The organism is Neisseria animaloris (assembly GCF_900637855.1).
Taxonomy (GTDB): domain Bacteria; phylum Pseudomonadota; class Gammaproteobacteria; order Burkholderiales; family Neisseriaceae; genus Neisseria; species Neisseria animaloris.
In genome coordinates this window covers 261,533-284,824 of record NZ_LR134440.1, presented here as the reverse complement: position 1 = coordinate 284,824, position 23,292 = coordinate 261,533, and the positions used below count along the sequence as shown (strand labels likewise).

General features: G+C 51.6%; 22 protein-coding genes. 11 read left to right on the top strand and 11 right to left on the bottom strand.

What is annotated here, in order from left to right:
* Positions 1-87 precede the first annotated feature (87 nt).
* Positions 88-741 (bottom strand): (d)CMP kinase, encoded by a 654-nt coding sequence (gene cmk / locus EL216_RS01345; RefSeq protein ID WP_143824173.1) that lies wholly within the window; start codon positions 739-741, stop codon positions 88-90.
* Between the two features lie 265 nt (positions 742-1,006).
* Here cmk and EL216_RS01340 point away from each other — a divergent pair, with 265 nt between their 5' ends.
* The gene (locus EL216_RS01340) at positions 1,007-2,242 is read left to right on the top strand and encodes a uracil-xanthine permease family protein (RefSeq protein ID WP_085389689.1); all 1,236 of its coding nucleotides are present in this window, start codon (positions 1,007-1,009) and stop codon (positions 2,240-2,242) included.
* Between the two features lie 99 nt (positions 2,243-2,341).
* Here EL216_RS01340 and EL216_RS01335 read toward each other — a convergent pair whose 3' ends face one another.
* Positions 2,342-2,785: a DUF4149 domain-containing protein gene (locus EL216_RS01335; RefSeq protein ID WP_085389688.1), complete on the bottom strand. Its 444-nt coding sequence runs from the start codon at positions 2,783-2,785 to the stop codon at positions 2,342-2,344.
* Between the two features lie 233 nt (positions 2,786-3,018).
* Between EL216_RS01335 and EL216_RS01330 the strand changes: the two genes are divergently transcribed.
* The 5 genes from EL216_RS01330 to EL216_RS01310 all read left to right on the top strand — a co-directional run bounded on the left by EL216_RS01330 (position 3,019) and on the right by EL216_RS01310 (position 9,845).
* Entirely contained in the window at positions 3,019-4,614 is a 1,596-nt protein-coding gene (locus EL216_RS01330; RefSeq protein WP_085389687.1) for a YdgA family protein, read from the top strand.
* Positions 4,574-5,137, top strand: a complete 564-nt coding sequence (locus EL216_RS01325; RefSeq protein WP_085389686.1) for a GNAT family N-acetyltransferase — start codon at positions 4,574-4,576, stop codon at positions 5,135-5,137. Before EL216_RS01330 ends, EL216_RS01325 begins: the two co-directional genes overlap by 41 nt.
* A 119-nt stretch (positions 5,138-5,256) precedes the next feature.
* Positions 5,257-6,360, top strand: coding sequence for a tRNA 2-thiouridine(34) synthase MnmA (gene mnmA, locus EL216_RS01320; protein WP_126300824.1), 1,104 nt, complete (start codon positions 5,257-5,259; stop codon positions 6,358-6,360).
* A gap of 65 nt (positions 6,361-6,425) precedes the next feature.
* Entirely contained in the window at positions 6,426-8,096 is a 1,671-nt protein-coding gene (locus EL216_RS01315) for an AMP-binding protein (protein ID WP_085389684.1), read from the top strand.
* 120 nt (positions 8,097-8,216) lie between these two features.
* Positions 8,217-9,845: a CTP synthase gene (locus EL216_RS01310; RefSeq protein WP_085389683.1), complete on the top strand. Its 1,629-nt coding sequence runs from the start codon at positions 8,217-8,219 to the stop codon at positions 9,843-9,845.
* Between the two features lie 100 nt (positions 9,846-9,945).
* On the opposite strand, the gene EL216_RS01305 is transcribed toward EL216_RS01310, so the two are convergent.
* The gene (locus EL216_RS01305) at positions 9,946-11,034 is read right to left on the bottom strand and encodes a metallophosphoesterase (protein ID WP_085389916.1); all 1,089 of its coding nucleotides are present in this window, start codon (positions 11,032-11,034) and stop codon (positions 9,946-9,948) included.
* Between the two features lie 211 nt (positions 11,035-11,245).
* Here EL216_RS01305 and EL216_RS01300 point away from each other — a divergent pair, with 211 nt between their 5' ends.
* Both EL216_RS01300 and recB read left to right on the top strand, forming a co-directional pair.
* A complete protein-coding gene (locus EL216_RS01300) occupies positions 11,246-12,145 on the top strand; it encodes a Dyp-type peroxidase (protein ID WP_085389682.1) in 900 nt (299 codons plus the stop codon).
* A gap of 135 nt (positions 12,146-12,280) precedes the next feature.
* Positions 12,281-15,898: an exodeoxyribonuclease V subunit beta gene (recB, locus tag EL216_RS01295; RefSeq protein ID WP_085389681.1), complete on the top strand. Its 3,618-nt coding sequence runs from the start codon at positions 12,281-12,283 to the stop codon at positions 15,896-15,898.
* A 371-nt stretch (positions 15,899-16,269) separates the two neighbouring features.
* Here recB and EL216_RS01290 read toward each other — a convergent pair whose 3' ends face one another.
* Positions 16,270-16,515, bottom strand: coding sequence for a glutaredoxin family protein (locus EL216_RS01290; protein WP_085389680.1), 246 nt, complete (start codon positions 16,513-16,515; stop codon positions 16,270-16,272).
* Between the two features lie 137 nt (positions 16,516-16,652).
* Here EL216_RS01290 and EL216_RS01285 point away from each other — a divergent pair, with 137 nt between their 5' ends.
* Positions 16,653-17,783 (top strand): M14 family metallopeptidase, encoded by a 1,131-nt coding sequence (locus EL216_RS01285; RefSeq protein ID WP_085389679.1) that lies wholly within the window; start codon positions 16,653-16,655, stop codon positions 17,781-17,783.
* A gap of 235 nt (positions 17,784-18,018) precedes the next feature.
* On the top strand, positions 18,019-18,978 hold the full coding sequence (locus EL216_RS01280; RefSeq protein ID WP_085389678.1) for a DMT family transporter: 960 nt from the start codon (positions 18,019-18,021) through the stop codon (positions 18,976-18,978).
* Positions 18,979-19,029: 51 nt separating this feature from the next.
* Here the strand turns inward: EL216_RS01280 and EL216_RS01275 are convergent, their stop codons facing one another.
* Positions 19,030-20,022 (bottom strand): tRNA dihydrouridine synthase, encoded by a 993-nt coding sequence (locus EL216_RS01275; protein ID WP_126300823.1) that lies wholly within the window; start codon positions 20,020-20,022, stop codon positions 19,030-19,032.
* A 139-nt stretch (positions 20,023-20,161) separates the two neighbouring features.
* Here EL216_RS01275 and EL216_RS01270 point away from each other — a divergent pair, with 139 nt between their 5' ends.
* Positions 20,162-21,313: a tyrosine-type recombinase/integrase gene (locus EL216_RS01270; protein ID WP_085391273.1), complete on the top strand. Its 1,152-nt coding sequence runs from the start codon at positions 20,162-20,164 to the stop codon at positions 21,311-21,313.
* Positions 21,314-21,357: 44 nt separating this feature from the next.
* On the opposite strand, the gene lysC is transcribed toward EL216_RS01270, so the two are convergent.
* From lysC to EL216_RS01250, 6 genes are read right to left on the bottom strand one after another with little or no spacing between them, the layout of a single operon-like run.
* Positions 21,358-21,525 carry an Rz1-like lysis system protein LysC gene (lysC, locus tag EL216_RS11530; RefSeq protein ID WP_428838784.1) on the bottom strand — a complete coding sequence of 56 codons (168 nt, stop codon included), beginning with the start codon at positions 21,523-21,525 and terminating at the stop codon, positions 21,358-21,360.
* Positions 21,500-21,895, bottom strand: a complete 396-nt coding sequence (locus EL216_RS01265; protein ID WP_085391244.1) for a hypothetical protein — start codon at positions 21,893-21,895, stop codon at positions 21,500-21,502. The genes lysC and EL216_RS01265 overlap by 26 nt, the downstream gene beginning before the upstream one ends.
* On the bottom strand, positions 21,892-22,044 hold the full coding sequence (locus tag EL216_RS11035; RefSeq protein ID WP_158087746.1) for a hypothetical protein: 153 nt from the start codon (positions 22,042-22,044) through the stop codon (positions 21,892-21,894). Before EL216_RS11035 ends, EL216_RS01265 begins: the two co-directional genes overlap by 4 nt.
* Complete coding sequence (locus EL216_RS01260; RefSeq protein WP_085391243.1) at positions 22,041-22,550, bottom strand: lysozyme; 510 nt, start codon at positions 22,548-22,550, stop codon at positions 22,041-22,043. Before EL216_RS01260 ends, EL216_RS11035 begins: the two co-directional genes overlap by 4 nt.
* The gene (locus tag EL216_RS01255) at positions 22,534-22,845 is read right to left on the bottom strand and encodes a phage holin family protein (RefSeq protein WP_085391242.1); all 312 of its coding nucleotides are present in this window, start codon (positions 22,843-22,845) and stop codon (positions 22,534-22,536) included. Before EL216_RS01255 ends, EL216_RS01260 begins: the two co-directional genes overlap by 17 nt.
* Before the next feature lie 52 nt (positions 22,846-22,897).
* Positions 22,898-23,260 (bottom strand): hypothetical protein, encoded by a 363-nt coding sequence (locus tag EL216_RS01250; protein ID WP_085391241.1) that lies wholly within the window; start codon positions 23,258-23,260, stop codon positions 22,898-22,900.
* Positions 23,261-23,292: the final 32 nt, after the last annotated feature.

Here is a 23,292-nt window from a genome sequence, read left to right as displayed (position 1 = left end):
GCGCAACAAGCGTTTACTACAAACGGTTTTCAGACGGCCTTGTTTTTGGGGCCGTCTGAAAAAATTAGGCGGATTATACAGCAAGGTTTAGATTTTTGCATACCAATCAAGCACTTTTTTTACAGATTCTTCGACATTCATTTCCGAAGTATCCAACAATAGTGCATCGGGCAACTGCCTTAGCGGTGCAACAGCACGGCGGCTGTCGGCTTCGTCACGTGCTTCGATATCGGATAAAATCCGTTCGAACTCCACTCCTTCGCATGGTACGCCGATTTGCTTGGCACGGCGCTGAGCTCGGATTTCGGCGGATGCGGTTAGAAATATTTTTAAGACGGCATCGGGAAACACTACCGATCCCATATCGCGCCCGTCTGCAACCAAGCCTTTTTCGGTTAAAAAATCGCGCTGGCGTTGCAAAAGCGCTTCCCTAACTTTAGGTAGGCGGGCAACGGAAGATGCACCCATACCAATAGCTTCGCTGCGGATCGCTTCGGATACGTCTTTACCGTCAAGCAGTATTTTCTGCCCGTCAAATACTGCCGGCAATTGCTGTGCCAACTTTGCAATACCTTCTTCATCGTCCCATTCGATGTTATTTAATTGAGCGTAGAGTGCGGTTAAACGATATAGCGCACCCGAATCCAAATACTCAAAACCTAATGCGGCAGCCACTTGTGAAGCCACCGTTCCTTTGCCGGAGGCACTCGGGCCGTCAACAGCAATTATTTTTCGGTTCAAATCCATTTATTGTTATCTCTAAGAAATTTAATTGTGATTCGACTAGATTAATTTGTTTTCTGCCGCCATTCGATTCAATCGGATGAACGGCATTTTGTTTTCCCGTAAAGCGGCGGAATTATAACTTTTAAAATATTTTCTGTAATTATTTTTCATAAAATTATCGACTAAAACATCTTAAATCTGGCACATTCAGTTACACACAAAACATTGGCGCAAGGCTATAATCCGCCCCGTTTGTTTAAAAAACATAACGGAATCTAACATGCAACAACTCAAACTAGCTATATCCGGTGCGCAAATTCTGTTTGTCGCTTTCGGTGCGATGGTTCTCGTGCCGCTACTTACCGGCCTTAATCCTGCTCTCGCCTTACTGGGCGCGGGTATCGGCACTTTGTTGTTCCAACTGGTTACCAAACGCAAAGTGCCGATATTTTTAGGTTCTTCTTTCGCCTTTATCGCTCCGATTATTTATTCTATCGGCGAGTGGGGATTGCCTTCCACCATGTTCGGCTTGTTTGCCGCCGGCTTTATGTATTTTATTTTTGCCGGACTCATCAGATGGCGCGGATTAGCTACGGTAAACCGCCTTTTGCCGCCGGTTGTCATCGGCCCTGTGATTATGGTTATCGGTTTGTCGGTTGCAGCCGTAGCCAGCCAAATGGCAATGGGACAAGCCGGAGGTGAACAAGTAATAGACTATACGCAATCGCTGTTGCTCTCCGGCTTTACTTTTGCGGTTACCGTTATCGTTGCCGTATTCGGTAGCAAAATGATGAAACTGGTTCCGATTTTAATTGGTGTTGCCGCCGGTTATGCCTTGGCCTTAGTGATGGGATTGGTGGATACCGCGCCGATCATGAATGCTCCGTGGTTTGCCGTTCCCCATTTTGAAACGCCGCAAATCAACTGGCAGGCGGCTTTGTTTATGCTGCCTGTTGCCATTGCACCCGCCATCGAACACATCGGTGGGGTAATGGCTATCGGCAAAGTAACCGGCAACGATTATGCAAAAGACCCTGGGTTGGATAAAACTTTAGCAGGCGACGGCTTGGGCGTATGCGTAGCCGGGTTAATCGGCGGCCCGCCGGTAACCACTTACGGTGAAGTAACAGGTGCGGTGATGATTACCAAAAACAGCAATCCAAAAATCATGACTTGGGCGGCAATTTTTGCCATCAGCATGGCGTTTTTCGGAAAATTCAATGCTTTTTTGGCTTCGATTCCATTGCCGGTAATGGGCGGCATCATGATTTTACTGTTCGGAACCATCGCATCACTTGGTTTAAAAACCTTGATTGATGCCAAAGTAAATCTGATGCAGCCGAAAAATCTGGTTATCGTCAGCTCGGTGTTGACCACAGGCGTGGGCGGCATGGTTATCAAATTCGGCAGCATGAGTTTCGCCGGCGTGGGCCTGTGTGCCATTTTAGCCATTCTGCTCAACTGGCTGCTGCCCGACGAAAAATCCAGCAACACTCTAATCAGCAAAGATATCTGACCGGCCGCGGATATGATCCGACTATCCAATCTAGCTGAAGAGGCCGTCTGAAACATAAACGATATGTTTCAGACGGCCTCTTTCTAAAAAACAATATACTTAATACCAATCCAATTTCAACAAGCGGAAAACCAACCCCAAGGCCAGCACGCTGCATATCATATAGATAATACTCGAGATACCGTGCCACTGGCCGAATGAGCCGCCGATGAGCGATAACAGCCAATTTGTCGTCCCCGCTTTATGCGCTTCGATAACGGGAGTAACCAAAAACTGATTGGCCGCCAAAAACGATAACAACGCCAATACAAACTTATTGGTATGCGAACGCATCACATGTCTGTTCAATTCGGCGCGGCCGATAAAGTAAACCAGCAGCCAAACCGCCATGCCGGTATAAGCTACCACATTAAACATCACACCGGCCAAAGCCCCAGCTTCCATTCTACCCATATTTTGGAATAATATCGGCGCAACCAAATAACCCACGCCTAATTGCAGACCCAACCATACTCCTACCAAAACCGCTGCCAATTTATTCATATTCTACCTATCCCTCGTTTTCATTAATGCCGCCTGCCGCTCGACAACAATCCGTACAAGCGAACCATCTGACGGCGAAAATACTTAAAAATTAAAATAATATTTTCCCAGTAAAATATTATTTAATCAATATTGCCAACAATTATGACATCAGGCCGTCTGAAAGCCACTGCAAAGACAAATCCTATAAATGATGCTATTCTTCAAACTTTCCGTTTTATCTATTTGAAGCAATGAAAAAGCTCCTGATTTCCGTATCATTGGCCGCAGTTTTTGCGTTGGCCGCTATTTTTATCGGCTTGCCCTACTATCTCGGTACCAAAACCGAAGAAAGCCTGAACGCACAGCAAACACTGCTCGCACAGTCCAGCTTTTTAACGGTCGAATCACACCAATACGAACGGGGCTGGTTTGGTGCCACCGAAACCACCGTAATCCGCCTGAAACCCACCCTGCTTCACAACACTCAAAAATACCTGCCCGATAATCTCAAAACCTTATTAAAAGAGCCGATTACCGTCGTCAACCACATCAAACACGGCCCGTTTGCGGGCGGATTGACACCCGTTCGCGCCCATGTGGAAACCGAATTCAAGTATCACCCTGAAACAGCCAAAGTGCTGGCACGCTTTTTCGGCGGGCAAACTCCGGTGAGCATGACCAACACCGTTTATTTAAACGGAAACGGAAAAATCACACTCAATGTGCCTTCTTTCGATTACGAAGAACTTTCCGGTATCAAACTCAACTGGAAAGGGCTGGAAGGTGCTACATCATACCAAGCCGACTTCCAAAACTACACCCATGATTACTCAGCGCCTGCTCTGCAAATCAAACTGGCCGACAAAGGCGACGTCGGCATGGAAAACCTGCGCCTCCGCACCCAAACCATCGACGGCAGCAACCGCTTGGCGTTGGGCCGCAGCGAATTTTCCTTAGACAAACTCTCGCTGCAATGGAAAGAAGGCATTGATTATAATGTCAAATTAAACGAACTGGTCAATCTGGTTACCGATTTGCAGATCGGCGCTTTCATTAACCCCACCGGCACGGTGGCACCTTCTAAAATCTTGCTTGAAAAACTCCGCTTTGATACCGAAACCCATGAAAACGGCGGCTGGATAGACAGCAAAGGGCGTTTCCGCTTCCAAACCCTAACCTACGGCAACGACCGTTACGGCCCGTTGGATATCGACATCGCAGCCGAACATCTCGATGCTAAAGGCCTGCTTGCCATCAAAAACAAGATGGCTGAACTCGCTTCGACCGAAATGACCGAAGAGCAAATTCAAAACGAACTGTTGAAAACCGCCAAAACCGAGGCCGCAGGGCTGTTTACCCAAAACCCCGTACTCAAAGTAAAAGCCTTCAACTTCACCATGCCGCAAGGCATGGTCGACGTGAAAGGCGAAATGCGTTTCAACGGCCTTACCCGAGCCGATATGAACGACTTCGGTGCCATGGTGAAAAAAACCGAAGCCAAACTCGACATGCGCGTGCCGCAAAAACTGCTTGAAGAATTGGCCATTAACCAAGCCGGTAGCATCTTCAGCGTCAACCCCGAAGATGCCGCGGAAGGCCGTGCCAGCATCGAGGACATCAACGAAACCCTGCGTCTGATGGTAGACAGCACCGTAAACTCAATGGCGCGCGAGCAATATTTGACATTAAACGACGGCAATATCCGCACGCTGATAGAATTAAACAAAGGCCGTCTGAAATTGAACGGTAAAGTATTCGAGAGCGAACCGGAACCGGACTTCAACGAAAACGATTTGCTGCCGGAAAATGCCGATTCCGCCTTTGAAGAAGAGGAAACAACATCTTAATCCGAAAGGCCGTCTGAAAATAAACATTCAGACGGCCTTTGATATTTATCCACCCATTGTTTACCGGAGCATCAATATGCAATGGCACAGTAAAACCTTTCCCCAACTTACCAACCTTGAGCTTTACCGCATCCTGCAATTACGCAGCCGCATTTTCGTGGTCGAACAAAACTGTGCATTTTTAGATTCAGACGGCCTCGACCTCGAAGCCGTGCACATTTACTACGGCAACGAAAATACCGTTGCCGCTTACGCCCGCATTCTTAAAACGCCCGATCATCCCATCGCCCCTGCAGCCATAGGCCGATTGGCCGTTGCCGCCGAATACCGCAGGCAAGGTCTTGCTGCCGAAACCTTGCAACGCGGCATGAACTATATCCAAACCGTTTGGCAGTACCGCACTATCTACTTGCAAGCACAAACCTATCTGCTGCCGTTTTATCGGTGCTTCGGTTACGAAACCGTGTCGGAAGAATATTCGGAAGACGGAATTCCCCATATAGATATGCGCTTTACCCGTTAGCAAACAGGCCGTCTGAAAACATCTCCGCCAACTCTTCCCAAACGGCCTCTTCATAACATCAACCCAACCTGTGTTAAAATCTTACCTTCTTAAATTCCCCTTCTATTTCCTGCATCTGCATCATGCACACATCCACTCCGCAAAACATCATCGTCGGCCTATCCGGCGGCGTTGATTCATCCGTAACCGCGTATCTGCTCAAACAGCAAGGCCATCAAGTGCGCGGCGTTTTCATGCAAAACTGGGAAGACGACGACAACGACGAATATTGCAGCATCAAACAAGACTCGTTTGATGCCATCGCCGTGGCCGACATCATCGGCATCGACATCGATATCGTCAACTTCGCCTCCCAATACAAAGACAACGTATTCGCTTATTTTCTCACAGAATATTCGGCAGGCCGCACGCCCAATCCCGACGTATTGTGCAACGCCGAAATCAAATTCAAATGCTTTCTCGACTACGCCGTCGAACAAGGCGCAGACGTGATTGCCACCGGCCACTACGCCCGCAAAGAAGTGCGCGACGGCGTGCACTACCTGCTCAAAGGTCTCGACAACAACAAAGACCAAAGCTACTTTTTATACCGTCTCAAACCGCACCAGCTCGAACGCGCCATTTTCCCGCTCGGCGACTTGGAAAAACCCGAAGTGCGCCGTCTTGCCGCCGAGGCCGAGTTGCCGACCGCCGCCAAAAAAGACAGCACCGGCATCTGCTTTATCGGCGAACGCCCGTTCCGCGAGTTCCTGCAACAATACCTGCCCACCGACAACGGCGACATGGTTACGCCCGAAGGCAAAAAAGTAGGCGAACACGTCGGCCTGATGTTCTACACCATCGGCCAGCGCAAAGGTTTGGGCATCGGCGGCGCGGGCGAACCGTGGTTTGTAGCCGGCAAAGATCTGACCCGCAACCGATTAACCGTCGTACAAGGCCACGACCACCCGCTGCTCTACACCAAGAGCCTGACCATGAACGATTTAAGCTGGACACTGCCCGAACGCCCCGCCGAAGGCCGCTATACCTGCAAAACCCGCTACCGCATGGCCGATGCGCCGTGCAAACTGCGCTACATCGACGACGAAACCGCCGAGCTGCTGTTCGACGAACCGCAATGGGCCGTTACCCCCGGCCAATCCGCCGTACTCTACGACGGCGACGTATGCTTGGGCGGCGGCATCATTACGGCTACCGACAAACCGGTTATCATTACAAAATAACAAGTCAGGCCGTCTGAAAAGCCAACCTGATTTTCAGACGGCCTCACAACAAGGAAACTCACTTTATGGAAAAAATCTGGCTCCAAAGCTACGAGCAAGGCATCAATGCCGAAATCGACGCCGAACGCTACAACTCGATTATCGAAGTGTTCCAAGAAAGCGCCGGTAAACACAGCCATCTGCCCGCTTTTCAAAACATGGGCAAAACCCTCACTTACGCCGAAACGTCCAAGCTGATTACCGATTTTGCTTCGTTTCTGCAAAACACCCTCAAACTGCCGCGTGGCGAGCGCGTCGCCATCATGATGCCCAACCTGCTGCAATACCCCATCGCCCTTTTCGGCGCATTGAAAGCAGGCATGATCGTGGTCAACACCAATCCTCTTTACACCCCGCGCGAGCTTGAACACCAGCTCAACGACAGCGGCGCGACCACCATCGTGGTGCTGGAAAACTTCGCCAACACGCTGGAACTGGTTTTGCCGCGCACCAAAGTGAAAAACGTGATCGTCGCCACCGTCGGCGACATGTTCGGGCTGAAAGGCAAATTGATGAACTTTGTGGTACGCAAAGTCAAAAAAATGGTGCCCGAATACCGCATCGCCAACATCATTCCTTTTCAGACGGCCTTAAAACAAGGTGCGGCGCATCCGTTTACCCCCGTAGCACTTACCCGCGACGACACCGCCTTTCTGCAATACACCGGCGGCACCACCGGCGTGGCCAAAGGTGCCATCCTTACCCACGGCAACATCTGCGCCAATATGCAGCAGGCCGCCGAATGGATTAAAAACCTGTTGGAGCCCGGCAAAGAAATCGTAATTGCCGCGCTGCCGCTGTATCACATCTTGGCTTTAACCATCAACCTGATGATTTTCACCCAAGCCGGTGCCAAAATCCTGCTGATTACCAATCCGCGCGACATGAAAGGCTTTATGGGCGAATTGAAAAAAGAAAAAATCAGCGTATTCATCGGCGTAAACACCTTGTTTAACGCCATGGTCAACCGCCCCGAACTGGCCGAAATCGACTTTTCCGCCCTCAAACTCACTCTCGCCGGCGGCATGGCCACCCAAAAACCCGTGGCCGAAAAATGGAAAAACATCACCGGCACGCCGATTGTCGAAGCCTACGGTCTCACCGAAGCCAGCCCCGGCGTATGCTGCAACCCGCTCAGCATTCCTTCTTACACCGGCAGCATCGGCCTGCCCGTGCCTTCCACCGAAATCGAGCTGCGTGATGCCGACGGCAAAGAAGTGCCGATAGGACAACCCGGCGAAATGTGGGTGCGCGGCCCGCAAGTGATGAAAGGCTATTGGAACCGCCCCGAAGAAACCGCGAAAACCATCGACAGCCGCGGCTTTCTCGAAACCGGCGACATTGCCGTTGTCGACGAAAAAGGCTGGTTCAAACTGGTTGACCGCAAAAAAGACCTGATTGTCGTTTCCGGCTTCAACGTTTATCCCAACGAAATCGAAGAAGTGGTCGCCCACCACGACAAAGTGCTCGAAGTGGCCTGTATCGGCGTAGCCAGCGAAAAAACCGGCGAAGCCCTCAAACTTTTCGTTGTGAAAAAAGACCCTTCGCTTACAAAAGAAGAGCTTATCGCCTTTTGCCGCACCGAGCTGACCGCCTATAAAGTGCCGAAAGACATCGAATTCCGCGACGAATTGCCTAAATCGAACGTCGGCAAAATCCTCCGCCGCGAACTGCGCGAAGAAGCCCAAAAATCTTAACCACATAGCACCGAGAGGCCATCTGAAAGCAAGCATTATCGTTTTTTCAGACGGCCTCTAAAGTTGAAGGCAAACCCCATTCAAGGTAAAATCACGCATTCAAAACGAGCGGTAAACATCATGACCAAATTTATTTTCGTAACCGGCGGCGTCGTATCTTCACTCGGTAAAGGTATCGCCGCCGCTTCTATTGCCACCATTCTCGAATCGCGCGGCTTGAAAGTAACCATGCTCAAGCTCGACCCCTATATCAACGTCGATCCCGGCACCATGAGCCCCTTCCAGCACGGCGAAGTGTTCGTTACCGAAGACGGCGCGGAAACCGACCTCGACCTCGGCCACTACGAGCGTTTTATCAACTCCACCATGTTCAGGCGCAACAGCTTCAGCGCAGGCCAAGTGTACGAACATGTGATTGCCAAAGAACGCCGCGGCGACTATTTGGGCGGCACCGTGCAGGTTATCCCGCACATCACCGACGAAATCAAACGCAAAATCCACGAAGGCGCGGCAGGCCATGATGTCGCCATCGTCGAAATCGGCGGCACCGTGGGCGACATCGAATCGCTGCCTTTCTTGGAGGCCATCCGCCAAATGCGCAGCCAGCTCGGCCGCAACAACACCCTGTTTGTCCATCTGAGCTACGTTCCCTACATTGCCGCAGCGGGCGAAATCAAAACCAAACCGACCCAGCATTCCGTTAAAGAATTGCGCGAAATCGGTATCCAGCCCGACGTGCTTATCTGCCGTATGGACCGCATCCTGCCCGATGAAGAAAAACGCAAAATCGCCCTCTTCTGCAACGTCGAAGAGCGCGCCGTGGCCGGCAGCTACGATGCCGACAGCATTTACGAAATACCCGAAATGCTCCACAGCCAAGGCATCGACAACATCATTTGCGAGCAGTTACAATTAAACGTGCAACAGGCCGATTTGACCGAGTGGAAAAAAATCGTTTACGCGATTAAAAACCCCAAACACACCGTCAAAATCGCCATGGTCGGCAAATACGTCGATCTGACCGAATCCTACAAATCGCTCACCGAAGCCCTGAAACACGCCGGCATCCACACCGAAACCGACGTGCAGATTACCTACATCGACAGCGAAGCCATCGAAAAAGAAGGCACCGACTGCCTGAAAGGCATGGATGCCGTTTTAGTGCCCGGCGGTTTCGGTATCCGCGGCGTAGAAGGCAAAATCGCCGCCGTGAAATACGCGCGTGAAAACAAAGTGCCTTATCTGGGCATTTGCTTGGGCATGCAGATTGCACTCATCGAATACGCACGCGACGTTGCCGGCATGGAAGGCGCAAACTCAACCGAGTTCGACCTGAAAACCGCCTACCCCGTTGTCGCCCTAATCGACGAATGGCAAACCGCCGACGGCAGCGTGGAAAAACGCGACGAAAACACCGACTTGGGCGGCACCATGCGCTTAGGCGCGCAAGAAGTCGAACTCAAACCCGACAGCCTTGCCGCCAGAATCTACGGCAGCACCGAAATCAAAGAACGCCACCGCCACCGCTACGAAGTCAACAACAACTTCCTGCCGCAGCTCGAACAAGCCGGTTTGGTGATCGGCGGTGTATCCGCAGGCCGCGAGCGTTTGGTGGAAACCATCGAACTGCCCGAACACCCGTGGTTCTTCGCCTGCCAGTTCCATCCGGAATTTACCTCTACGCCGCGTAAAGGCCACCCGCTGTTTACCGCTTACATTAAAGCGGCTTTGGCCAACAAAAAGGCTTAATTCGCCTGCTCTGTTGATAAAAACAAAAAGCTCCCGATTGAGGAGCTTTTTGTTTGAGGCCGTCTGAAATGTTTTCAGACGGCCTCAAGCCATTTTTCAGCTATTTGCCTTTCACATCAATAATCCACACTTCCGATTGCGAACCCAAACGCAGCGGCACGCCCCAAAAGCCGTAACCCGAAGTAACGAAAAAGTGGCCGTTGCCGATTTGCTCGTAGCCGTAGTGCAGACGGTTGAGAAAGCGGACGATTAAATTGGCCGGCGCCACTTGGCCGTTGTGCACATGGCCGGACACCTGAACGTCTATCGGCAGTTTGCTGTGAGCTTCGATATCGGTAGGACGGTGGTCCATCAACAGCACGGGTAAAGCGGTGTTTTGGCCGCGCAGTAAGGTTTCCGTAGCGGGGCGGCTTCTGTCCAAATCATCGTTGCGGCCCACTACCAGCAAACGGCCGTCCACCACCGTACTTTCATTGGCAAGCACTTTAATGCCCGCTTTAGTGAGTTCTTCGTAGATTTCGCGCTCGTGACCGAACAAATCATGATTGCCCAAAGTGGCATACACACCCAGCGGCGCCCGCAGTTTTTCCAGATGCGGCTGCATGTTTTCGGCGCGGTAGGCGTTTACGTTGTCGTCCATCAAATCGCCGGGCAGCAGGATAATATCGACTTTTTCGCGGCTCATGATGTCGGCGAGTTTATCCAGTTGGCGCGCGCCGAACAGCACGCCCAAATGGGTATCGCTGGCCATGCCGATGCGCAACGGTTTATCGAGCGGTTTTTCAATGTTGATTTCGGCATGATGTACTACGGGTGTGTAAGCGTTATAAACCGCCAGCCCCAGCAACCCCGCCACAAACAGCGGAGCAAACAGCCGCAGGCTGCGCGACATGGGTTTTTGTTCCATAAACCGGCACAGCAGCAGATAGAGCACAAACGTCGCCAAGGCCGCATACATCACAAACAGCAGCAACACCATCCAAAATGCCATCCAGCGAAACACCGCATGCCCCAGCTGCAACAGCAAACCCGCAATCAGCGCATTGGTAATCAAAAAAGCAATGCCCATCAACCAACGTCTGCCCCGTGCGGCAATATAGGGGGCGAACAGCCATTGCAGCGACCGGCCCAAGCCGAAGGTAAACACTTGCAGCAGCAACAGTACCAATATAAACAAAATAATACGCATAATGCTTCCCATAAAAAACAGGCACAAATTCTACCACAGCGCGTTTGCCTGCCCATGCCCGTATGTTTCGCAGGTATGGCAAAGCAGCAGTGCAGTTCGTTTGAACGTCATCCCGCCGATTCTTTTCAGACGGCCTTAAAATACTGCCCGGCATGGGCTATAATCAAACTCCTGCAAACACGAATCCATCCGCATCACCCAAAGGAAAAATATGAACCCGCAAACCGCCATTATTCCCGCAGGCAGTAAAGCCGCCGTTTTTATCGAAGCCGACATCACAGGCAGCCGCGAACAGATTCAGCTTGCCGCCCGCCAAAGCCTTGAAGCACTCGATAAATTGCAACAAAAATTTCCCGACGCACTGCTTGGTCTAACCATCGCCTTCGGTAGCGTATTCTGGCAAAGCCTGAACCACAACGGCGAAGGCAGCGAAATCAAACCGTTTACCCCGCTCGGCAACGGCTTGGCTCCCGCCACGCAACACGACATCATGTTCCACATCCAATCACTGCGCCCCGATGTTAACTTTTCGTTGGCTATGGGCGTATTGGAAGCATTCGGCGACAGCATCGACGTAAAAGACGAAACCCACGGCTTTCGCTGGATCGAAGAGCGCGGGTTGGACGGTTTTGTAGACGGCACCGAAAACCCCGCCGGAGACAACATCCGCACCGTCGGCACCGTGCCCGAAGGCAAGCCCGATGCAGGCGGCAGCTATGTGTTGCTGCAAAAATACCGCCACGACCTCAAAAAATGGAACAAAGTGCCGCTGGCCGACCAAGAAGCCGCCATCGGCCGCACCAAAGAAACCAACGAAGAATTCAGCAAAGACGTGCGCCTGCCCGATTCCCATTTAGGCCGCGTCAACATCAAAGAAAACGGAGTCGGCCTCGAAATCGTCCGCCGCAGCCTGCCTTACGGCACCGCATCGGGCGAACACGGCTTGGTATTTATCGCTTACTGCGGCACATTGCACAACATCGAGGCACAATTGCTGAGTATGTTCGGCCATACCGACGGCAAAACCGACTTGCTGCTCAAACACGTTACCACTGCCGTAACCGGTGCCTATTACTACGCACCGTCGCTAGAGCGGTTGCAGGATTTATAATTTTTCAGGCGGCCTCTTTAGAAAAAGCCGCCTGATTAGGCCGTCTGAAAACCTCATTTCAGGCGGCCTTTCGTATTCCCCTTATCCTTCAAAGAAATGCTATGATGCCGCCAACCTATTAACGCTCCCACCGCCATGCCAACTCGCCACCAACCCTTCAACCCGCTCACCATTCCCATACAAGGTACCAATCTGATCGAAGCCTCCGCCGGCACGGGTAAAACCTACGGTATTGCCGCGCTGTTCACGCGGCTGGTGGTGCTCGAAAAAATGCCGGTCGAAAGCATATTAGTAGTTACGTTTACCAAAGCCGCCACCGCCGAATTGAAAACCCGTTTGCGCGCACGTTTGGACGACGTTCTGCGGGCATTGGAAGAAAATCCGAATGCCGCACACGATTCAGACGGCCTGCAAACCTATTGCGAACGCGAGCATAAAGATGACGGCTTTATCCTGCCGCTGCTTACCCAAGCCTTAAGTCAAGAACCGCAAGCACGGCTGATTGTGCGCTTGAAAGCCGCCATCGGCCAATTCGACAATGCCGCGATTTACACCATCCACGGCTTCTGCCAACGGCTGTTACGCGATTACGCCTTTCTCTGCCAAGTGCCGTTTGATGTCGAACTCGCTGAAGACAACCGCGAACGCCTGCTTGTGCCCGCCGAAGACTTCTGGCGCGCAAACGTGTCCGACAATCCCCTGTTGGCGCGGTTGGTATTCAAATACAAACAAACCCCGCAAACCGTGTTGGCAAAGATAAAAAAATTCATCAGCCGTCCGTATTTGGTTTTCAGACGGCCTCAAGCCGATTTGGCCGGTGCAACGGCAACTTTGCAGCAAACATGGCAAAAAGTGCGTGAAAACCTAACCGCACTCACCGAAACATTTTGGCGGGTACATCCCAACCTGAACGGCAACAGCTACCGCAAAACCTCTTTTGAAAACCTGTTTGCCGAGCTGCGGCACGCTGCCGAATACGATCTTTTGCCTGCATTTAACGAAAAATTGGCGATGTTTGCCGCCGACGTGTTGGAAAGCAAAACCAAAAAACACGCCGCACCCGACCTTGCCGCCTATGCCGACCTGCAAATGCTCGCCAATCTGGGCCGCGATCTTGCCGCCGTCGGGGAAGAAGAACAAAACGCCCTTACCACCTTACAGCTCGATTTGCTCGAACATATCAACAACGCCTTGGCCGAACAAAAAAAATCCCGCCACGAACGCAGCTTCGACGACTTGCTGCTGGATGTTCACCACGCGCTCACGCAAAGCCCGCACCGCCGCACTTTGGCCGAAACCGTGGCGGACAACTGGAAAGTGGCGCTGATAGATGAATTCCAAGACACCGACCCGCTGCAATACGAAATTTTCAGCCGCCTGTTTATCCGGCAAGGCAACCCGCTGTTTCTGGTGGGCGACCCCAAACAGGCGATTTACAGCTTTCGCGGTGCCGACATTTACGCCTATCTCCAAGCCGCCGAAGATGCCGAACACCACTACACGCTTGCCACCAACTACCGCAGCCATGCCAAGCTGATTAATGGCATCGGTGCATTGTTCAAACAAAAAAACCGCCCCTTCGTGCTGGAACACATCAATTACACCGATGTCGCCGCCTCGCGCAAAGCAGGCCGTCTGAAACCCGCCCGCCCCGCGATACAGGTGCGCTGGCTTAACCGTAACGACGACGATTCCACTGCCAAAGAAAAGCTGCGCCGCCGTGCTGCCGAATATTGTGCCGACGAAATCGCCCAAGCCCTCAACGAAGCGGCGGCAGGCCGTCTGAATTATCAGAAAAACGCCGATTCCGAGGCACGCCCGTTGCAATCGGGGCAGATCGCCGTACTGGTACGCACCCATAACGAAGGGCTGCTGATTTCTCAAGAATTGAAAAAACGTAACGTGCAAAGCGTTATCCGCAGCCGCGAATCGGTATTCACCACCCCGGAAGCCGAAGCCGTAGCCGCCTTGCTCGGTTTCTGGCTGCAACCGCAGCAAACCGAATCGTTGCGTTTCGTGCTCGGCAGTATTTTGTTTCAACAAACCGCGGCGGAACTCTACACCCTCAATAACGACGAAAACGCCTTGCTAGCATGGATTGCATCCGCCGAAACCGCCGCAGCCACATGGCGGCAACACGGCATTTACGCCGCCATGCAGCAGTTTGCCGCACGGCACGGTATAGAAACACGATTGCTTAAATCAGGCAACGAACGCAGCCTAACCAATTACCACCAGATTCTCGAACACCTGGCCGAAGAAGACGAACAAAGCCATACACCTTCGTCGCTGCACCAGTGGCTGTTGGAACAGATTCAGGCCGCACAAGAAAGCGGCGGCAGCGAAAACAACATCTTGCGGTTGGAAAGCGATGATGCTTTGGTCAAAATCGTTACCATGCACGCCGCCAAAGGTTTGCAGTATCCGCTGGTGTATTGCCCGTTCGTGTGGGATGCCGCCGACAACAAACCCGCCGAATGGCAGATCCTTCATCAAAACCGGCAGGCGATATTGCTTGCCAAACACCAGCTCGACAACACCGATACTGAGTTACTGGCCGACGAAGAACTTGCCGAACGCCTGCGCCTGCTCTATGTCGCCCTTACCCGCGCCGAAGAGCAGCTCAATATCTACGCCGCCTACTGCAACGACACCGCCGACAATACCTTCGCTTATTTATTGGAGGGCGGCCAAAAGGCCACCCGTGCCGAAAACAAAGTGGTATACAAAGCAGCCAAAAACGAAGAAGGCATGGCGATGCTGAAAGCCAACTGGCGGCGTTTTATTGACGATGTCTCTGAAAATACCGAATTTGTTTTCACGGAGGATGCTCCTCCCCAAACCATATATCACAGCATGCAGTTTTCAGACGGCCTCTACCAAGCGGCAAGCATTCCCGAAAGAGCTTTCGAGCTGATACGCCATACCAGCTTTACCGGCTTGAGCCGCCACACCCGCAGCCGCGATTCCGAACGCGACGAGCTACAACCCGCCATCGATCCCGCCGAAAGCAGCATAGTCAGGCCGTCTGAAAAGATGCCGTCTGAAAACAGCCAAACAGACGGCATCCACGCCTTTCCGCGCGGCACCAATGCCGGTGTGTGCCTGCATGAAATACTCGAACATTTCGACTTCGCCGCCTCCGCAACCGCCCAAACCAAAGCCGTATCCGCCGCCCTTGCCCGTTACGGCTTCGACGATACTTGGCTGCCTGTCGTCAACGCCATGCTCGAGCATGTCCGCCAAACCCCGCTTACCGGCAAATACGCCCTTGCCGATATTGCCGCCGACCGCTGCCTGCCCGAAATGGCTTTCACGCTCTACATGCATGATTTCAACCTGAACCGCCTGCGCGAATGGTTTGCCCGCCCGCATCTCAACTTGCCATCCGAATGCGTTGCCGCCGCGCAACAACTCGACTTTGCCGCTGTGAAAGGTTTTCTCAACGGCTTTATCGACATGGTATATCAGGATTCGGACGGCCTCGTTTGCGTTATCGACTATAAATCCAACCGCTTGGGCGATACCGCCACCGACTACACCCAAACGGCCATGAACGAAGCAATGGCCGAACACCACTACTACCTGCAAGCCCTGATTTACGCCGTCGCCGTCGCCCGCTATTTCAAGATACGCGGCCTTCCGCAGCCCCAAATCGCCGTGCGTTACCTGTTCCTGCGCGGCTTGGACGGCAGCGGCAACGGCATCTGGGCATGGAATTTAGACAGCTCGGATCTGGCGGAATGGTTATAAATCAAATGCCAAAATACAACCAAGCCGATAAAAACCCACTCAAACCCTTTTTTGTACCATTTATCCCGATTGCTTACTAAGATAAACAATCTTTATCAAATTTAATCTTGTAATAAACACCAATCGGCATTATATTGCGTATCACTCTCACAAATGACAACAACAAAGAAAGGAGACGCTTATGCAACACCGCAGACGTCAGGCCATTTTTCAGGCTGCCAAGCGTGCATTCAACGCACGCAAACCTGTAAACGGCCACGCCGCACGCATCAGCTCGTCGCGCTGATATCAATATTTTATTGCGTGCCTAAAAAAACGCCGCCCGAGTTCATCAGGCGGCTTTTTACATGCAAGCATGAAAGCACCGGAAATTATTTGCCGGCCTGCTCTTTCAAACAGGCTTCCAGTTTTTCCGCATCCAAAAACCAATAGCAGATTTCCGTTTCGCCGTGCAGCAACACCGGCACCAACTCATTGTATTTCTCTTCCAACAGCGGGTCATCGTCCACATCGAATATTTCCAAATCAAATCCGTAGATTTCCCGATACGGCTGTAAAGCATCGCGCATTTTGTGGCAAAGGCTGCAATATTCGCGAAACATCAAAGTGAGCTTCATGTTATCAGTCCGATTATCTAAAACGATTCCATTATAACTTGCCCCGTTACAGCCTTTTCTGAAAAGTATTACAATATTAATTACTCGGCCGCCGTCGCAAACCCACTTCCGGCGGTTTAACATCGACAGGACAACACATGATTAAAATCAGCACCCAGTTTGATGCCGGTTCCGTAACCGTAACCGACCTGAGCGACCCTTCCAATATCCGTCTCAATCTACGCCCCGACAACGCATCCGATTTTGCCCAATGGTTTTATTTCCGTTTGCAGGGCGCGGCCTATCAAAATTGCGTGATGCACTTTGAAAACGCCGCATCGTCTGCTTACCCCGACGGCTGGCAGGATTATCAGGCTGTGGCTTCTTACGACCGCAGCAACTGGTTCCGTGTACCTTCCCGCTATGAAAACGGCGTATTTACCATCGAACACACGCCGTTGGCCAACAGCGTTTACTACGCCTATTTCGAGCCGTATTCGCACGAGCAGCATCTGAATCTGCTCGGCGACGCACAAGGCAGCGGCCTGTGCCAGATCGACGACTTGGGCAGCACCGTACAAGGGCGCGACATCAATCTGCTTACCATCGGCAACCAAGTGGCCAGCGACCTGAAAGTATGGATCATCGCCCGCCAGCACCCCGGCGAAACTATGGCCGAATGGTTTATCGAAGGCTTGCTCGGCCGCCTGCTTGATCCGCAAGACCCTACCGCACGCGCTTTACTCGACCGTGCAACCTTTTATATCGTGCCCAATATGAACCCCGACGGCTCGGTGTTGGGCAACCTGCGTACCAACGCCGCCGGAGCCAACCTCAACCGCGAATGGCTGGAGCCGACTGTGGAACGCAGCCCCGAAGTGTATTATGTGCGCGAAAAAATGCGAGAAACCGGCGTGGACTTGTTTTTAGACATTCACGGCGACGAAGCCATTCCGTTTGTGTTTGTAGCCGGCACCGAAGGCGTGCCTTCTTATGACGAGCGTATTGCCTCGCTGGAAACGCAGTTCAAAAAAGCCTTTGCCTCCGCCAGTCCCGACTTCCAAGACGAACACGGTTACGACAAAGACGCGCCCGGCCAAGCCAACTTGAGCATGGCCACCGCATGGGTGGGCGAAAACTTCCGCTGCTTGGCCTATACGCTGGAGATGCCGTTTAAAGACAACGACAACCTGCCCGACGACGATTTCGGCTGGAACGGCCAACGCTCGCTGCGTTTGGGCGAAGCGGTTTTGTCGGCTGTCTTAAATGTGTTGCCGGATTTGCGCTGAATGAACATAAAAAAGCCGGTCGGTTGCGGCGTTCTTCAAACCACTCCGACCGTATAAACGATGCCGTCTGAAAAACGCCCGGTTTTCACAGAAACTGCGCTGTTTTTTTCAGACGGCCTCAAACGGCGCAAACAACCACTGCATCACTTACAAATCTGCATTGAACAGTGAATTTTTTATTTTTCCCGTGAATACGGGGGAAACAACGTACTCCGCCCGTTTAAGGCATTTAAAAATGGAAACTCCGCTAACACATGCCGACACTTCTCAAGCTCCGCCCCCTCCGCCTGCAGCTAACACCCAACTTCCTATTCCCCCGCTGCTTGCTCTGAAACTGGTATTGGCCGCTTTATTCTGGGGCGGCACGTTCATTGCCGGCAAAGTGTTGGCACAATCCATACCGCTGATGACCGCTGCTTTCGGGCGTTTTCTTATTGCCTCGGCGTTGCTGGTTTGGATTTCATACAAAATCGAACGAGGGCTACCCCGCCTCAACCGGCAGCAAATGCTCGGTACTGCGCTGCTGGGGCTTACCGGTATTTTTCTCTACAATATCTTTTTCTTCGGTGCACTTTCCCACATACCCGCAGGCCGCACGGCTTTATTCGTGAGCCTCAGCCCCATAACTACTGCTCTGGCGGCAGCATTGTTCATGGGCGAACGGCTCGGAACGAAACGCTGGATAGGTATCGTAACCGCTCTCTTCGGTGCCGCCATCGTGATTACCCGTGGCGATTTGGCCGGCACCGTGCACGATATCGGCCAATCGGTAGGCTTAGGCGAGATCTTAATGACATGCGCTGTAATCGCATGGACGGTTTACACCCTGATTTCCCGCAAGGTATTGACCTCACTCAGCCCCATTGCCGCCACAACCTATTCCACCCTTTGGGGCACGCTCTTTCTGGGCATCGGGGCAATCGGCCAGCTTGATTCGCTTGATGCGGCATCGTTTACCTGGCAGGTTTGGGTTTCCATTTTCTATCTGGGCGCATTCGGCACGGTTGCCGCATTCGTTTGGTATTATCAGGGTATACGTGCGGTGGGCCCTTCCCGCACCATCATATTCAACAACTTGGTACCCGTGTTCGGTGTGTTGCTTTCGGCACTGCTGCTGGGCGAACCGATTTTAATGTCGATGCTGCTGGGCGGAGCGATATCCGTAGCCGGTGTGCTGCTGGTAAACAGCAAATGATAAGAGGCCGTCTGAAAACTTTTTTCAGACGGCCTCTTAATAGCAGTTTGATTATCTTTTTGCCCGTTGCATTCGTTCAAACTCAAGCAACACCTGTTTCACCTCGTGCGCTTCCTTTAGCGTGCGGATGCGTTCAAACAATTCCTGGGCCTGCGGATATACTTTTTTCATCATACCCAGCCATTGTTTTAGGCGGGCAACGGGGTATTTGTTGTTGGCTTCTTTGGCGAGACACAGGTCAAAAAACAGGTTTATCCACCCCGATATTTCGCCGAAATCCGCTTCGGTAATGCTTTCGCCGCGTTCAAACTGTTTAATCTGCCGTGCCAAATCCGGCCGCATCACCGCTCCGCGCCCGAGCATCACGCTGTTGCAGCCGCTTACTTCTTTGATGTCGAGATAATCCTGCAAAGTAAACACGTCGCCGTTGGCGGTAACGGGAATGTGCACCGATTCGCGGATTTTACACACCCATTCCCAATGCGCGGGCGGTTCGTAGCCTTCCACTTTGGTGCGCGCATGCACGGTCAGGCCGCAGGCACCGCCTTCTGCAATGGCGGAGGCGCATTCGAGCGCGAGCGTTTTGTCTTCAAAGCCCAAACGCATTTTGCCGGTAAGCGGAATATGGTCGGGCAGGCTTCGGCGCAAAGTGCGGACGATATGGTGAATCAGCTCCGGCTCTTTCAACAGCACCGCCCCGCCTTTGTGTTTGTTGACGGTGGGCGCGGGGCAGCCGAAATTAAGATCGATTTTATCCGCCCCGAAACGCACGGCTTCGAGCGCGTTCACCGCCATGTTTTCCGCATCGCTGCCCAAAAGCTGTACGGTGCACGGCACACCGGCGGGCGTTCGGTTGTTGCCGGCGATTTCCGGCACATGTTTCAGCCAAGTTTGACGCGAGTGCACGGTATGGGTAATGCGCACAAATTCGCTCACGCATTCGTCGAACCCGCCGATACGGGTCAGCAGGTCGCGCATCACATCGTCCACCAGCCCCTGCATGGGTGCAAGAATTAATCTGCATTTTTCTTTTAATTCAGTCATTTATTTGTTTCAATTGGATTTTATTAAATTTTAAAATGGGTTTATTCTGGATTATTTCCGCATATTTATGCACATTTCGCGTTATTTGATGTACCATATTTACACCATTTTTAATTATTTATCATATGGTGTAAATTGCATGGGCACTATTACCAAACGTACCAACCCTTCGGGCAACGTGGTGTATCGGGCGCAAATACGCATAAAGAAAACAGGATATCCCGATTTTTCCGAAAGCCGTACATTTTCCAAAAAGGCTATGGCCGTCGAATGGCTGAAACGGCGCGAAGCCGAACTAGAACTACATCCCGAGCTTTTGTTTCAGGAGACCAAAAAAACATTATGCCCGACGCTTCGGGAAGCTGCCAAGCGGTACGCGGAAGAAGTAGCAACCGAATACAGCGAATCAAAATTCCGAACGCTGAATTTTGTGATGAATTTTGAAATTGCAGACAAACGCATCGATAGATTGCGGCGGGAAGATTTCACGTCTTACGCCTTTAAACGTCAACGCGGGCAACCGCAATTAGGGCTACAACCGGTAAAACCAGCCACCATCAACAGCGATCTGCAATATTTACGCTCGGTTATCAAACACGCCCATTTTGTCTGGGGATTGCCTGTTACATGGTCTGAAATAGACATTGCTATCGAGGGATTACGAAGGGCACGGGTAATCGGCAAGGCCGACCAGCGGGAACGACTGCCAACAGCGGAAGAATTGCAGAAATTGACCGATTATTTTTACTTTTCTTGGTGCCGACGGTCAACCAACGATATGCGCGTACCCATGCATCTGATTATCTGGTTTGCGATTTATTCATGCCGCCGACAATCGGAAATAGGCCGGCTGGAATGGGCGGATTTGAATATGGAGACGCGGCAATGGCTGGTAAAAGACGTAAAACACCCGCGGGGCAGCAAGGGGAATCACAAAAGGTTTGAAATACGCGACGAACTATTGCCGGTTATCGAGGCGATTAAAGATGATCAAGTACAAAAACAAATGAGAGGAAATCCCAATCTGCTTTTAGGCGGATACCAATCGAAAACCATCAGCACGCTGTTTACAAAGGCATGCAAGGCTTTATTCATTGACGACTTGCGGTTCCATGATTTGCGGCACGAAGGCGCGACGCGTTTAGCAGAAAACGGCCTAACTATCCCGCAAATGCAACAGGTTACACTACACGGAGACTGGGAAAGCATGCGGATTTATACCAATTTGCGCCCACGACCGCGGCGACTTGATTTTAAGGAAGCAATGCAACAGGCGCAACAGGCCGTCTGAACCATTTTAACCATTAGGTTAAGATGGTTTCAGACGACTTTTCATCATTTCGGCCACGCTTTGACCAATGCCTTGTGCCGCGCAGCGCAGTCCTTGTATTGGCTGTGCAATTGCAAAATATACGGCAAAATATCCTCGCCTGTGTCGCCTGAAAGGTGCGGGATTTTCGGGCAAGGCTGCGCTATATCAGCGGGCGGCGGGTTGGTATTCATCGGCGGAATCGTTGACGACTTGCATGCCGACATCATCAAAACAGCGGTTAACATACACAGGCTGTTTGATAATTTGTTTGACTTTGACATATCGTACCCTTTCTTTTTCCACTTGTTCGGCGCGGGTGTCTTGATACTCCGCGCTGGATTCATGCGCTTTTTCAGCGTTTTTCTTCACGCTTTCGGCGATTTCAAGGCTGATTTTGGCCGTGGCATCGTTATAGCCCTTTTGATATGCCGCTTGATTGCCATCAAACCAAAACCAAGCCAACAACGCCACCACAATCAAAACGGCAATTGTCTGCCAGTATTTTTTTATCGTAGGCAATGCGCCGATCAGCCATGCCCACACTCCTGCAAAAAAGGTCATGCTTTCGCCCTTTCCAACATTGTTTGATAATTCGATACATCGGTTTCCGCAAGGGAAAAGGCTTTGTAATCGCCCGCTTCCCTTGCTTCTTCCCGCCGCTTGATTGCCTCTTGCAATTTCTCATAATAAAACTGCTGTTCATGCGTCATTGGTTGGCCGCCATGCACTTGTTGTACCGGTCAAGCTGGCGATTCCACACGCCGATACAGTTGTTTTTACGTACACTGCAATCACGACCACCGGCGAACTTGTACTTTAATAACGACCGGCAGGCGGCCTTATAATCACCGTACTTCAGATTGCGGAGCATCGAAGATTTCGCAAAAGTGTGTATGCCAAAGTTGTATGCGAAATCCAAATAAACATCATATTCAGCTTGGCTCAATTTGACACCGGCAAGCAACGCACGGAATTTATTTTCATCTTTGCCGGAATGATGTTTGGCATACGCAATTGCCTGTTTCTTAGTGATGGCAGGGTCAGTGAGTTTTACTTTTCGGCCATCAGGATAAACGGTGCTGCCGATACCAATCGTCGGCACGCCCACGGAATCAAGATAAGGCTTGCTACGGAACCCCTCATGCTGTATCAAGGCGGCAAAAAAGGCCGCCGAAGCAGCCATCCCTCCAACCCAGATTTTAGTTTTGTTCTGCATCTTTTCCCCCGTCTTTGCACTCGCAATGCCTAATCTGGCTTTTATAGACCTGCTCCTTCAAAACAAACTCCCGCGCCTCACGCTGATCTTTACGCCAGCCAAAATATGCATTTATTAAAAATCCGAACACCGCCACCATCATGCCGACTACCGTTACCCACGGTATATCTGCTAAAAATCCAGCTACCGTTGTGGCGGCACCGGTAACGCTGATGCCACTCCCTGTTTGACCGCTTACTGTGTGGCCTGCTACTTGCTTAATCACGTTTTCACTCCACAAAAAAAATCCCCGCATGGACACGGGGAACAAACCGTCTTTTGAAATTCTGCGGCATATTCAAATATTATTACTGCTCCGGAAAATCACGGTAGACCAATTCCGCGCCCGTGAAGTCGTTGGCCTGCAACGGCTGGCCGTACACATCAACCGCCCCGTCTGAAATCGGCGCAACAATACTTTTCAATGCCCAATCTACAATATCCCCGCCTCGCGGCGGCGTGCCGTAAAGCTCATAGCGGGAAGCGCGGAACGGTTTCTTGCCTAGATCAAACAAATCCTGTGAAAAATAATGGTTGACGGTAACGCTGTGCACGCCGTTATCGAAGTCGACCGCCAGCATACTGACTGTGTGAAATTGTGTTGGTACGCCGGTATCTTGGTCGATAATATGGTGTTTGATACCTACTGCAATTTGATTTTGCTTAGACATGTTTTTTTCCTAAAAAAAGAAAGGCCGTCTGA

Excerpts from the sequence above, each read along its gene's own strand:
- EL216_RS01340 (WP_085389689.1), top strand. The coding sequence starts at position 1,007 with ATGCAACAACTCAAACTAGCTATATCCGGTGCGCAAATTCTGTTTGTC.
- EL216_RS01335 (WP_085389688.1), bottom strand. The coding sequence starts at position 2,785 with ATGAATAAATTGGCAGCGGTTTTGGTAGGAGTATGGTTGGGTCTGCAA.
- EL216_RS01330 (WP_085389687.1), top strand. The coding sequence starts at position 3,019 with ATGAAAAAGCTCCTGATTTCCGTATCATTGGCCGCAGTTTTTGCGTTG.
- EL216_RS01325 (WP_085389686.1), top strand. The coding sequence starts at position 4,574 with ATGCCGATTCCGCCTTTGAAGAAGAGGAAACAACATCTTAATCCGAAA.
- EL216_RS01315 (WP_085389684.1), top strand. The coding sequence starts at position 6,426 with ATGGAAAAAATCTGGCTCCAAAGCTACGAGCAAGGCATCAATGCCGAA.
- EL216_RS01310 (WP_085389683.1), top strand. The coding sequence starts at position 8,217 with ATGACCAAATTTATTTTCGTAACCGGCGGCGTCGTATCTTCACTCGGT.
- EL216_RS01305 (WP_085389916.1), bottom strand. The coding sequence starts at position 11,034 with ATGCGTATTATTTTGTTTATATTGGTACTGTTGCTGCTGCAAGTGTTT.
- EL216_RS01300 (WP_085389682.1), top strand. The coding sequence starts at position 11,246 with ATGAACCCGCAAACCGCCATTATTCCCGCAGGCAGTAAAGCCGCCGTT.
- recB (WP_085389681.1), top strand. The coding sequence starts at position 12,281 with ATGCCAACTCGCCACCAACCCTTCAACCCGCTCACCATTCCCATACAA.
- EL216_RS01290 (WP_085389680.1), bottom strand. The coding sequence starts at position 16,515 with ATGAAGCTCACTTTGATGTTTCGCGAATATTGCAGCCTTTGCCACAAA.
- EL216_RS01285 (WP_085389679.1), top strand. The coding sequence starts at position 16,653 with ATGATTAAAATCAGCACCCAGTTTGATGCCGGTTCCGTAACCGTAACC.
- EL216_RS01280 (WP_085389678.1), top strand. The coding sequence starts at position 18,019 with ATGGAAACTCCGCTAACACATGCCGACACTTCTCAAGCTCCGCCCCCT.
- EL216_RS01275 (WP_126300823.1), bottom strand. The coding sequence starts at position 20,022 with ATGACTGAATTAAAAGAAAAATGCAGATTAATTCTTGCACCCATGCAG.
- EL216_RS01270 (WP_085391273.1), top strand. The coding sequence starts at position 20,162 with ATGGGCACTATTACCAAACGTACCAACCCTTCGGGCAACGTGGTGTAT.
- lysC (WP_428838784.1), bottom strand. The coding sequence starts at position 21,525 with ATGAATACCAACCCGCCGCCCGCTGATATAGCGCAGCCTTGCCCGAAA.
- EL216_RS01265 (WP_085391244.1), bottom strand. The coding sequence starts at position 21,895 with ATGACCTTTTTTGCAGGAGTGTGGGCATGGCTGATCGGCGCATTGCCT.
- EL216_RS11035 (WP_158087746.1), bottom strand. The coding sequence starts at position 22,044 with ATGACGCATGAACAGCAGTTTTATTATGAGAAATTGCAAGAGGCAATC.
- EL216_RS01260 (WP_085391243.1), bottom strand. The coding sequence starts at position 22,550 with ATGCAGAACAAAACTAAAATCTGGGTTGGAGGGATGGCTGCTTCGGCG.
- EL216_RS01255 (WP_085391242.1), bottom strand. The coding sequence starts at position 22,845 with ATGCGGGGATTTTTTTTGTGGAGTGAAAACGTGATTAAGCAAGTAGCA.
- EL216_RS01250 (WP_085391241.1), bottom strand. The coding sequence starts at position 23,260 with ATGTCTAAGCAAAATCAAATTGCAGTAGGTATCAAACACCATATTATC.